10 protein-coding genes are annotated in these 11,195 nt (G+C 70.6%); 8 read left to right on the top strand and 2 right to left on the bottom strand.

Going from position 1 to position 11,195, the window contains the following annotated elements; all coding sequences use genetic code 11:
• From VF794_RS06690 to VF794_RS06680, 3 genes are all read left to right on the top strand, one after another.
• The coding region (locus tag VF794_RS06690) for a hypothetical protein (protein WP_331108349.1) at positions 1–465 on the top strand (465 nt) is incomplete at its 5' end.
• Positions 466–667: 202 nt separating this feature from the next.
• Entirely contained in the window at positions 668–3,097 is a 2,430-nt protein-coding gene (locus VF794_RS06685) for a transglycosylase SLT domain-containing protein (protein ID WP_331108348.1), read from the top strand.
• A gap of 5 nt (positions 3,098–3,102) precedes the next feature.
• Positions 3,103–3,906 (top strand): GNAT family N-acetyltransferase, encoded by an 804-nt coding sequence (locus VF794_RS06680; protein ID WP_331108347.1) that lies wholly within the window; start codon positions 3,103–3,105, stop codon positions 3,904–3,906.
• Positions 3,907–3,913: 7 nt separating this feature from the next.
• On the opposite strand, the gene VF794_RS06675 is transcribed toward VF794_RS06680, so the two are convergent.
• The gene (locus tag VF794_RS06675) at positions 3,914–4,756 is read right to left on the bottom strand and encodes a DUF3014 domain-containing protein (RefSeq protein ID WP_331108346.1); all 843 of its coding nucleotides are present in this window, start codon (positions 4,754–4,756) and stop codon (positions 3,914–3,916) included.
• Positions 4,753–6,351: a sigma 54-interacting transcriptional regulator gene (locus VF794_RS06670; protein ID WP_331108345.1), complete on the bottom strand. Its 1,599-nt coding sequence runs from the start codon at positions 6,349–6,351 to the stop codon at positions 4,753–4,755. Before VF794_RS06670 ends, VF794_RS06675 begins: the two co-directional genes overlap by 4 nt.
• Before the next feature lie 223 nt (positions 6,352–6,574).
• Between VF794_RS06670 and VF794_RS06665 the strand changes: the two genes are divergently transcribed.
• The 5 genes from VF794_RS06665 to VF794_RS06645 all read left to right on the top strand — a co-directional run.
• Positions 6,575–7,129: a peroxiredoxin gene (locus VF794_RS06665; RefSeq protein WP_331108344.1), complete on the top strand. Its 555-nt coding sequence runs from the start codon at positions 6,575–6,577 to the stop codon at positions 7,127–7,129.
• Positions 7,130–7,135: 6 nt separating this feature from the next.
• On the top strand, positions 7,136–7,663 hold the full coding sequence (locus VF794_RS06660; protein WP_331108343.1) for a carboxymuconolactone decarboxylase family protein: 528 nt from the start codon (positions 7,136–7,138) through the stop codon (positions 7,661–7,663).
• 114 nt (positions 7,664–7,777) lie between these two features.
• A complete protein-coding gene (dps, locus tag VF794_RS06655; protein WP_331108342.1) occupies positions 7,778–8,254 on the top strand; it encodes a DNA starvation/stationary phase protection protein Dps in 477 nt (158 codons plus the stop codon).
• A gap of 45 nt (positions 8,255–8,299) precedes the next feature.
• On the top strand, positions 8,300–8,956 hold the full coding sequence (locus VF794_RS06650) for a hypothetical protein (RefSeq protein WP_331108341.1): 657 nt from the start codon (positions 8,300–8,302) through the stop codon (positions 8,954–8,956).
• Between the two features lie 129 nt (positions 8,957–9,085).
• A partial coding sequence (locus tag VF794_RS06645; protein ID WP_331108340.1) for an ATP-binding protein occupies positions 9,086–11,195 on the top strand: 2,110 nt, incomplete at its 3' end.

Here is an 11,195-nt window from a genome sequence, read left to right as displayed (position 1 = left end):
CTCGGCGCCGACAGGGTGCACCCGGGCCGCATGGCGTATGACTTCCGGGTGCCCCGGGACGCACGCCGGCTGGAGCTCGGCTTCCTCGAGGACCTGCGCGGCGCGAAGGTGGACGCCGTGGCCTACAGGGGCGGCCGCGCCTTCCCACTGCTCGACGAGAAGCGGCTGGGGGGCACTCAGCTCGCGCTGGAGTGGACGATGGAGGGGGTGGACCAGGTGCGGGTGTCCGTCCACCACCACTTGCGCGAGAAGCCGGTGGTGCGCTCGTGGCGGGTGGTGCGCCTGCTGAAGCCCTCGGAGGCTCCGGCCATGCCCGAGTCCTTCCGCGCCCCGCGCTCGCTCTACTTCCGCCACCCGGGCGGCCGGCGGTTGGAGCTGTGCGACGTGCCGGGGCGGCGGCTCCAGCTCGGCCGCTGGCCCGAGGGCTCCAGCGCCACCGAGGTGACGCTCGCGCCCGCGCGCTGAGTTTCGCGCTTTCTCAAATCGCGCGAGCCGCACGGAACCCAACCGAAGCCGCTCGCCCGCCTGCTCTCCGCTGACATGTATGCCGTGCACGAGACAACGCACGCGCGGATAGCGCCACGCTCCCACACTCCCGGTGCCTGCCAGCCATTCCTAGCTCTACCCCCTCACGCGAATCGCGTGTGTCGAAACAAGGGGGATGGTTGTGGGACAGGAACACGCGACACTCCGAGGCATCCTGCGGTCGACGGGCCCGCTCGTCTCCTGGCCGCTGGTGGCCGCCCTCTGGGTGGCGCCCGCCTGGGCCGAGCAGAAGCCGCAGGCCCCGCCGGCCGGACAAATCTCCAACCTCGCCGAGAGCGCTTCCTCCCGGCACCAGTTGGACTCCTCGTTGGACAGTGACGAGGAAGCACCGCCCGAGTTCACCATCGGGCCCTCGGAGCCGGTGGCCCCGGGCGAGCGCCGCTGGGTGCGCAAGTTCGAGCGCGCGGATCTCACCTCCTACTTCAAGGAGGGTGAGCTCGCGAAGGCCAAGGCCGCGTATGACCGGGGCCGCTACCGTGTCGCGCTGCAGCTCCTGGAGACGCAGGACGCCACGCCCCCGGTGCGCTACCTCCGGGCGATGAGCGCGCTGCGCCTGGGCCAGGCGCTCCTGGCCGCCGAGGAGTTCGCGTCGCTGGCGGAGGCCCATCCGCCCCTGCGCGACTTCTCCCACTTCGAGGCGGGGCGCGCCTACGAGAAGGTGCGCAAGTGGACCGAGGCCATCCACCACTACGACGCCGTGTCTGCCGACGCGCGGCGCTATGAGGAGGCGCGCTTCTCCATGGCGCGCCTGCTCGAGAAGAAGAAGCAGGACTACGCCGGGGCGCTGACGGCGCTCACCCCGCTCGTCCAGCAGGCCACGCCCAATCCCAACAGCTCCGTGCAGGCCGAGGCATGGCTGACCATCGCCCGGCTGGCGCGCTACCAGGCCGACTACAATGGCGAGCACCGCGCCCACCTCGCCGTCTGGGCGCTGCACCCCTTCTCCAAGCAGGCTCCGGTGGCCGTGAAGGGGCTGAGGGACTTGCCCTACGTGCCCAAGTGGAAGGTGGCGCGCGCCGAGACGCTGCTCTCCCTGCACCACAACCGTGAAGCCCAGGACATGCTGGAGAAGCTCCTGCCGAAGCTGGAGCCGCTGCCGGATCCGCTCACCTGCCGCGCGCAGTTCGCCTACGGCACGGCGTATCGCAAGGAGCGCAAGCACGCGCTGGCCATCCGCGCGCTGCGGCCCGTCGTCGACAACTGCCAGGACGCCGCGCTCCGTCCGCGCGCCCTCTACGTGCTGGGCTACTCGGAGTCGGTGGTGGAGCCGGAGGCCTCCATCGGCACCTACCTGAAGCTCGCGCAGGACTACCCGCAGCACGCGTACGCGGATGACGCGCTCTTCTACGCGGCCCACAAGTCGCTGGAGCGTGGGGAAGCCGCGGCGGCCATGGGGTACCTGGATCGGCTCATCGCCCACTACCCGGAGAGCAACTTCGCGGCCGAGGCCCTCTTCCAGCGCTTCTGGGTGTACCGCGCCGAGGGCCAGAACGACGCGGCGCTCGAGGCGCTCGCCCGCATCGAGGCGCTCCAGGGCCGGGGCTCCACGCACGAGTCGGTGCAGCGGGCCCGCTACTGGCGCTCGCGCATGCTGCTGAAGCAGGGCCGTGCCGAGGAGGCCCACGCCCTCATGGAGCGGGTGGCGGCCGAGGGCGCGGCCACGTGGTACGGGCTGATGGCGCGCTCGCGCCTGACGCACGAGGCCCCGGATCGGGCCCGCGCCGTCGCCGCCCGGCTGAAGGTCTCCGGCGGTCCCACCGAGGTCTGGCCCCTGGACGCGGGCAACCTCGCGCAGGATCCGCACTTCGTCACCGGCATCGAGCTGATGCGGCTGGAGCACCGCGAGGCCCCGGCGGAGCTGCTCGCGGTGAACCGCAAGGGCCGCAGCGAGGAGTCCATCCGGCTGCTCTTCCACATCCTCCACTCCTCGGGCTTCGAGGGCTACGCGCGCTCCATCGCCTGGGCCCTGCGGCGCGAGGGGATCGCCGCGCCCACCGAGGCCGAGACGCGCCTCATCTACGCGGCGGCCTACCCGCACTCCTTCCGCAACCTGGTGGTGCAGCACAGCCGCGCGGCGCGGGTGAACCCGGACCTGATGCAGGCCCTCATCCGCGAGGAGAGCGCCTTCAACCCCTCGGCGCGCTCGCCCACGGGCGCCCTGGGACTGGCGCAGCTCATGCCGGCCACGGCCTTCGCGGTGGCCCAGCAGCTCAACCGGCCCCTGGCCACGCCGTCCGCGCTGCTGGAGCCCCAGGAGAACATCCGCCTGGGCTCGGCGTACCTGGGCAGCCTCCAGCGGCGCTTCGCGGGCAACCCGGCCTACGCGGTGGCCAGCTACAACGCCGGCCCCGGAGCGGTGGATCGCTGGCTGTCGCGCTTCCCCGACGCCGAGCTGGACGAGTGGGTGGAGCAGATTCCGGTGGAGGAGACGCGCCTGTACGTCAAGCGCGTGCTCGGCAGTGCCGCGGCCTACCAGATGCTCTATGGCTCCAGCGCCCCCACCACGCTGGCCTTTGGAGAGAAGGGCTCCAATAATGCGGGCTCTCGCTGAGCCCCATGTCCACCGACGAAATCCACGAATCCAATACCCAGTTCCATGGCGCCTGGCGCTTCTTCGCCCAGGGCAGCCAGGCCGGTGAAGTGCTCGACCTGCCCGAAGTCTGCATCGCGTCGAGCAACGTCACCTGGTCGATGATGAACGCGGCCTTCCTCCCCTCCCCCGTGGAGACGGAGGAGGCCCTGGAGAAGGCCGCCGTCGCCGCGGCCCGCTACTTCGTCCCCAAGGGGCGCGGCTGGATGCTCGCCCTGTGTGAGGACTGGGTGGCGCCCCGGCCGCTGGAGCGGGCCGAGGAGGTGTTGGCCCGCCACGGCCTGAAGCTGTCCATGGTGGCCACCGGCATGGTGGCCGAGCGGCTCGCCCCGCCCATGCGGCCCCCGCCGACGCTCGACATCCGCCACGCGACGGACTCGGCGGGGCGGTGCCACCTCGCCGACCTCAACGCCCGCTGCTACGACATGCCGCTCGCGGTGGGGCGCGAGGCCTTCGACGTGCCGGCGCTCTTCTCGGGCGACAGCAAGGGCTACATCGGCTTCCGCCAGGACGAGGCCGCCAGCAGCGCGGCCGTCATCCGGGTGGATGACGTGGCCTACGTCGCCATGGTGGCCACCCTCCCCGCGCACCGGCAGCTCGGCTGCGCCGAGGCCGTCATGCGCCACGGGTTGGACGAGGCCCGGCGAGCCTGGGGCCTCGAGCGGACGGTGCTGCACGCCACTCCGGCGGGGCTGCCGGTGTACCGCCGCATGGGCTACCGGCCCGTGACGCGCTTCCGCTTCTACATGGCCGCGCCCCAGGGCCGGTAAGGCCACCTCAGCGACTGGCGGAGGGCAGCGCGAGCGCGCCCTGGAGTTCGCGCAGCTTCGTCTGGACGGCGCGGGCGTTGGCCGGTCCCATGCGCAGCAGGTGCTTCTGCGCGGCGCTGAGCTGCTCCAGCTCCGGTGCCGCGTAGACGTAGTTCACCCCCGGCGTGTCCTCCACCGCGAGCTCGCCCTCGGGCACCGGCGTGTCGAGCATCTTCTGGATGGCCCGCGCGAGCGTCTGGTCGAAGCCCTGGCCCGGGCGGCTGATCTCCTTGTAGGCCTCGTTGATGAGCGGCCGGAGCACCTTGTACGCCCGCGCGCTGGCCTGGGTGTCGAGCGAGGTGAGGACGCGCGCCACGACGTCGTAGCGGGCGAAGCTCTCGGGGGAGATGACGGTACGGCCGTCGCGCTCGACGACCTGGAAGGCGCCTGGAGGCGCCATGAAGGACAGCGCGGCGCGGGGGCTCTCGCCCTCGGCGATGTTGCTGACGGAAGTGGCGAAGCGCCGGACGAGGTCCTCGGTGGAATCGAGCCACTTGCGCAGCTCGGGCGCGGAGGACAGCGGGCCCACCAGCTCGCGCACGCGGGCGTCGCTCTGGCCCAGGGGCGGCAGGGGCACGGAGGGAGTCTCGGGTGCCTCGGTCGTGGAGGGAGCCGCGGCCACGGGCTGGGCGGGAGGCGTGGCCGGGGCGGCGGCCGTCTCCTCCTTCTTACCGCCGAACATGAACCAGGCGCCAAGGCCCAGGAGGAGCACCGCGACGGTGGCGACAACGGCCACGAGCACGGGCGTGCGCGAGGCGGCGGGCTTCGGCGCGCTCGGGGGGGCGCCAGGGGGCTGCTGCGGGTCGTTCATGATTCCTCCTGAGGAGTGCTCCTCGCGACGTACTGCTCCAAGCGGGCGATACCCAGCTTCTTCATCCGGCTCTGGAGCGTGGAGGGTTTGAGACCCAACAACGCCGCCGCGCCCCCCGGGCCGTAGATGCGGCCCTGCGTCAGCGAGAGCACGCGGAGGATGTGCTGGCGCTGCACCTCCTCCAGCGTGGGCACCGCGCCCTCGACCAGCGGCGGAGCCGTCACCGGGTCCTTCATCCCCGGCACGCGGATGGGCAGGTCGAACGCCTCCGAGCCCAGCTCCGACTTGCGCGACAGGATGGTGGCCCGCTCCAGCGCGTTGGCCAGCTCGCGGATGTTGCCCGGCCAGTCGTACGCCGCCAGCCGCGCGAGCCCCTCCGGCGTCACCTTCATCCCCCGCCGCCCGGTGCGTTTCGCCTGCTCCTCCAGGAGGACGGCGCACAACTGGGGCAGGTCCTCCAGCCGCTCGCGCAGCGGGAGCAGCCGGAGCGGGAAGACGCTCAGCCGGTAGTACAGGTCCTCCCGGAAGCGCCGCTGGGCGATGGCCTGCTGGAGGTCCACGTGCGTGGCCGCGAGGATGCGCACGTCCGCGCGCACCGTCCGGTCGCTCCCCACCGGCTCGAAGGTCTTCTCCTGGAGGGCCCGGAGCAGCTTGGCCTGGAGCTCCACCGGCAGCTCGCCCACCTCGTCCAGGAAGAGCGTGCCCCCGTGCGCCATCTGGAAGCGCCCGGCCCTGTCCCTCGTGGCACCCGTGAAGGCCCCCTTCACGTGGCCGAAGAGCTCGCTCTCCAGCAACCCCGCGGGAATGGCCGCGCAGTTGAGCGTCACGAAGGGGCCCTCGGCCCGCGGGCTCCAGCGGTGCACCGCCCGCGCCAGCCGCTCCTTGCCCGTGCCCGTCTCCCCCAGCAGCAGCACCGGGGTGTCCGTCTCCGCCACCTGCCGCGCCCGCCGCGCCAGCTCGCGCACCGCCGGGCCGCGCGACGTCTCCAGCACCCCCACGTCGTCCCCGCCCAGCTGCGACTCCAGCAACCGCGCGTGCTCATGCTCCCGTCGGTGCAGCCGCTCGAAGGTGCTCTTCTGCTCGGCCTGCTGGAGCGCCGTGGCGAGCATCTGCCCGTACACCTCCACCAGCTCCACCACCGCCCGCGGATACGTCTCGCACTCGGACCGGTCCAGCGTCAGCAGCCCGTAGCAGCTCTCCCCCGCGCACAGGGGCACCACCATGCACGAGTGCCCCGGCGGCAGATCCAACACCCCGTCGAATGGGTCCCCGTCCCCGTGCGCGTGCTCCTCCTCGGTGAAGGCCCGGGCCCGGCGCGTCTCCAGCGTCTGGCGCAGCGAGGGGAAGTCCGCCAGCCGCAGCTCGTGGCGCCGCACCTTCTCCGTGGCCAGCGGCCCCCGCGCCGCCACCGACACCAGCTTTCCTTCTCGCAACAAGAAGATGGTGGCCAGGTCGAAGCGCGCCACCTGATGGAGCCAGTCCAGCCCCCGGCGCAGCAGCTCCCCCACGGCCTCTTCCGAGGTCGCCAGCTCGATCAGGTCCCGGGCCTCCCGCCGCAATTCGGCCCGCGTCACAGAAACGATGTCGTCCGCCATGCGTCTGTTTAGATAACCGGAGTGACACCGAAATGTCAGTGGCGCCGGACACCGATATTTCGGTATGCACCGAATCCCCAGCGCCGCCCGGGGAGTGGGGAGGAGTCAACCCTCTGGAATCACAGGTGATGTTTCCCTGGCACGGACGCTGCTCCAAGTAGTACGCGAAGCAACCCTGTCTGGTCTGCCTGCGGGCAGGCCCTAACCCCAAGGAGTCGAATCAATGCTGACCGTTGGCGACAAGATCCCCGCGTTCAATGTCACGGGCGTCGTGAGCCTGGAGAAGGGCAAGGAGTTCAAGCAGATCACCCAGGACACCTACCAGGGTAAGTGGCTGGTGCTCTTCTTCTGGCCGAAGGACTTCACCTTCATCTGCCCGACCGAGATCGCCGAGTTCGGCAAGCGCGAGAAGGACTTCCAGGACCGTGGCGCGCAGGTGCTCGGCGTGAGCACCGACAGCGAGTACGTGCACCACGCGTGGCGCACCCACCACCCGGACCTGAAGAACCTGCCCTTCCCCATGCTGGCCGACATCAAGCGCGAGCTGAGCGAGGGCCTGGGCGTGCTGCACAAGGACGCGGGCGTGGCGCTGCGCGCGACCTTCATCGTGGACCCCCAGGGCATCATCCGGCACGTGTCGGTGAACGACCTGTCGGTGGGCCGCAACGTGGGCGAGACCCTGCGCACCCTGGACGCGTTCCAGACCGACGAGCTCTGCCCCTGCAACTGGCAGAAGGGCGAGGAGACGCTCACCAAGAAGCTGGCGAAGGCGGGGTAGGACGCCATGCCGACGCTCGAAGACATCCGGGGTGAGCTGGCGGATGCCCACAAGGACACCCGCCTCAATCTCCAGTCCGTCCTCCAGGTGGAGAGCCTCAACCCCGAGCAGCGCTGGGGTGTGGCCGTGGGGTGCGCCTTCGCGGCTCGCAACGAGCGGCTGAAGCAGGCCATCCTCCACGAGGCCCGCGAGGCCCTCGGCAACACCGCCGAGGCGGTCATCGAGGACGCGCGCGCCGCGGCCTCGCTGATGGCGATGAACAACATCTATTACCGGTTCCGCCACATGGTGGAGAAGGAGGCCTACGCCACCAAGCGGCCCAGCCTTCGGATGAACCGGATGATGCAGGTGCTCACCAACAAGGTGGACTTCGAGCTCGTCTGCCTGGCGGTGAGTGCCATCAACGGCTGTGAGACGTGCGTGCAGTCCCACGAGCGGACCGTCCTCGAGGGCGGTATGTCGGAGGATCAGGTGCACGACGCCATCCGCATCGCGTCGGTTCTTCACGCCGCGGCGGTGGGCCTGGAGTCGTAGGCTTCCCGCTTCTCGTTGACATCAGACACGCCCTCCGGTGGCAACGCCGGGGGGCGCGTCATTTTCCGGCCTGGCGCATCTCACCTTCAGAACGACACGCGAAAGGACCGAAGCATGTACCGCAGCCCGAGCCCGCTTCCCGAGCAGACCCGCTCCGCCCTCTGCGTCACCCTCAACGAGCGGCTGGCGGACGGTCTGGACCTGCACAGTCAGATCAAGGTCGCCCACTGGAACATCAAGGGGGCGCAGTTCGCCGCGCTCCACCCGCTCTTCGAGACCTTCGCGGTGAGCCTCGCCAACCACAACGACTCGGTGGCCGAGCGCGCGGTGACGCTGGGCGGCAGGGCCTACGGCACCACCCGGCACGTGGCCAAGACGAGCCGTCTGCCGGACTACCCGCAGGACACGACGAAGGACCTGGAGCACGTGCGCCTGCTGGCCGATCGCATCGAGTCCTACCTCACCGGCCTGCGCGAGAGCCGCGCCCTGGCCGAGAAGCACACCGACATGGACACGGCGGACCTCTTCACCGGCATCATCACCGAGTTCGAGAAGCACGCCTGGTTCCTCCGCGCCTCCCTGGAGAGCTGAGCTGAGCTATCCTCTGCGTTGCGAGTCAACGAGAGGAGCCTCGTCATGGCAGGCCGCGATTCACCCCGTCCCCAGCAGGAGTCCTCCGAGGCACGGGAGCAGCAGGCTGGAGAGCTGCGGATGGTGGGCGCTTCGGGAAACCCCGAGGCCGCCGCCGCGAGCACCGATAGACGCGCGCTCACGGACCTGGAGGTACGGGTGCTGCGCAAGGTGTTCGCCGAGGGCCTCTCCTACGGGCCCGTGCGACTGGTGCGCCTGTCCCACTTCATCGCGCGGCTCAACGGCGCCCGGGCCTTCGTGCTGGGCAACGTGCTGAACCTGCCCGACCAGGGCTTCACCGCCATCTCCCGCGGGCAGAACCTGTCCCTGCTCGTCCACGAGGCCACCCACGTCTGGCAGTACCAGCACCAGGGCTGGGGCTACATCGCCGAGGCGCTCTGGGCCCAGGGCTTCGGCGACGGCTACGACTACGTGAAGGCCCTGCGCGCCGGGAAGCCCTGGCGCACGATGAACCCCGAGCAGCAGGCCCAGCTCCTCCAGGATGCCTACAGGGGCGGCTACTTCGACGCCCCGGGAGCGTGCTTCGGCGCGGTGGGCAACACCGGCTCCGTCGTCCTCCCCGGCCGGCAGCGGCCCGAGGGCTTCACTGACTACACCCCCGTCCTCACCGCCGCCCTGGAGCTGCTCCAGAAGCCCGCTTGAGCCCCCTTCCTCGGTGAAATAATCCACTGCAAGTGAAGTATTTCACCCACATTGACTTGGAGGGGCCACTCGACTTGCCTGTCTTTGGTCGCGGGCCCGGCCCGTGACGGAGCGTGGAGACAGGGGCGCATGTCGAAGGTGGATGAGGAGATCCAGAGAATCGAGTCGGCCATCGCCACGCAGGAGCGCCTGCGGCCGACGCTCGGCGACGCCGTGGTGGACGTGACGTTGTCGGCGCTGCGGGCGAAGCTGGAGGAGCAGCGTCAGCGCAAGGGCAGGCAGAGCGGGAAGTTCCCGGCGATCTCCGCCGGAGAGCACCTGGAGCACCTGCGGCGCTACATCCCGCGCGAGCTGGCCGAGAAGATGCGGGTGCAGGGGCACCTGGAGGGGGAGCGCCGACGTGTCACCGTGCTCTTCGCCCACCTGTCGGGCTTCACCGCCCTGGAAGAGGAGCTGGAGTCCCAGGAGCTGACGACGCTGGTGAGCGACGCGCTCCACGAGCTCGCCGAGGCCATCTACCAGTACGAGGGCTACATCGACAAATTCGTGGGGGACACGGTGATGGCCGTCTTCGGAGCGCCCATCGTCCACGAGGATGACGCGGAGCGGGCCCTGCGCGTGGCGCTCGCCATGCGCGAGCGCATCGAGGAGCTCAACCGCCGCTGGAGCACGCGGCTGGAGCAGCCCCTGTCGCTGCACATCGGCATCAACACGGGCGAGGTCATCGCCAACAACGTCGGCGCGGATCTGCGCATGGCGTACACGGGCACGGGTGACACCGTGAGCACCGCGGCCAGCCTCCGGGACGCCGCCCGCTCCGGGCAGATCTTCGTCAGCCAGGACACCTGGCGCCTGACGCACGCCTCCTTCGACTTCACCGCCCTGGAGCCGCTCGTCCTCAAGGGCCGGCGCGAGCCGCTCCCCGTCCAGGAGTTGGTGCGCGCCCGGCTGCTGCCCGCCAAGACGCGCGGCCTGCACGAGCTGTCCCAGGCCTTCGTGGGCAGGCAGGACGAGCTCACCACCCTGATGGACGCCACGCGCCGGCTGGACGAGGGCCAGGGCGGCATCATCACCCTGGTGGGCGAGGCGGGCATCGGCAAGTCGCGGCTGCTGGCGGAGTGGCGGCTGCGGCTCGGCGAGAGCGTGCGCTGGCTGGAGGGCCGCTGCTTCGCCCATACCAGCTCGGTCTCGTTCGGCCCCTTCCTCGACATGCTCCGCCGCAAGGCCGACATCTCGGGCGAGCACTCCGACACCGAGGCCCGCGCGCAGCTCCATGAGACCCTGGAGCACATCTTCCCTGGAGATGCCGAGGCCCAGGCCATCTTCACCCACCTGCTCGGCATGCGGGCCTCGCGGCAGGAAGAGGCCGTCCTCTCCAGCCTGCCGGCCCAGAGCCTGCGCCAGAAGCTCTTCTCGCTCGTCGAGCGGTACTACCTCCGGCTCGCCGAGCGGCGCCCCACGGTGCTCATCGTCGAGGACGCGCACTGGGCCGACACCAGCTCGATCGAGCTGCTCGAGCACCTCTTCGCGGTCACCACCCGCACCCGGCTGCTCGTGGTGTGCACGCTCCGCCCCCAGCTCGAGGGCACCCCCGCGGATCTGCTCGCGTACCTGAAGGCCCACCACGCGGAGCGGTATGTCCCCCGTGTGCTCGGGCCGCTCTCCGTGGCGCACAGCGCGGAGATGATCGAACAGCTCCTCTCCCTCACCACGCTGCCGGAGGCAGTGCGCTCGCTCATCTCCAGCCGGGCGGAGGGCAACCCGTTCTTCGTCGAGGAGCTGCTGCGCTCGCTCATCGAGCGCGGCGCGCTGGTGCGTGGCGAAGGGGGCTGGGCCGTGACGCCCCTGCTGCAGACGCTCAAGGTGCCGGACACGCTCCAGGGTGTGTTGATGGCCCGGTTGGACCGGCTGCCGGTGGAGACGAAGTGGCTGGCGCAGCAGGCCTCGGTCATCGGGCGGACCTTCTCCTACCGCGTGCTCATGCACCTGGCCCGGCACACGGCGGGCGTGGACGCCGACCTGGGGCACCTGGAGCGTGAGGACATCATCCGCGAGCGGACGAGGGACCCCGAGCTCGAGTTCATGTTCAAGCACGCGCTCACGCAGGACATGGCCTACCAGAGCCTGCTCGCGTCGCGCCGCCGGGAGCTGCACCGCCAGGTGGGTGAGGCGCTGGAGGCCCTCTACAACGACCGGGTGGGCGAGCTGCGGAGCGTCATTGGAAGCCACTACCTGCGCG

This window comes from Archangium sp. (assembly GCF_036389735.1).
Classification (GTDB): Bacteria; Myxococcota; Myxococcia; order Myxococcales; family Myxococcaceae; genus Archangium.
Note: the sequence above shows the minus strand (reverse complement) of the source record. Positions and strands in the feature narration are given on the sequence as shown.

Coding starts and splice junctions, on each gene's coding strand:
- VF794_RS06660 (WP_331108343.1), top strand. CDS start 7,136: ATGCCGACGCTCGAAGACATCCGGGGTGAGCTGGCGGATGCCCACAAG.
- VF794_RS06670 (WP_331108345.1), bottom strand. CDS start 6,351: ATGGCGGACGACATCGTTTCTGTGACGCGGGCCGAATTGCGGCGGGAG.
- VF794_RS06680 (WP_331108347.1), top strand. CDS start 3,103: ATGTCCACCGACGAAATCCACGAATCCAATACCCAGTTCCATGGCGCC.
- VF794_RS06665 (WP_331108344.1), top strand. CDS start 6,575: ATGCTGACCGTTGGCGACAAGATCCCCGCGTTCAATGTCACGGGCGTC.
- VF794_RS06675 (WP_331108346.1), bottom strand. CDS start 4,756: ATGAACGACCCGCAGCAGCCCCCTGGCGCCCCCCCGAGCGCGCCGAAG.
- dps (WP_331108342.1), top strand. CDS start 7,778: ATGTACCGCAGCCCGAGCCCGCTTCCCGAGCAGACCCGCTCCGCCCTC.
- VF794_RS06650 (WP_331108341.1), top strand. CDS start 8,300: ATGGCAGGCCGCGATTCACCCCGTCCCCAGCAGGAGTCCTCCGAGGCA.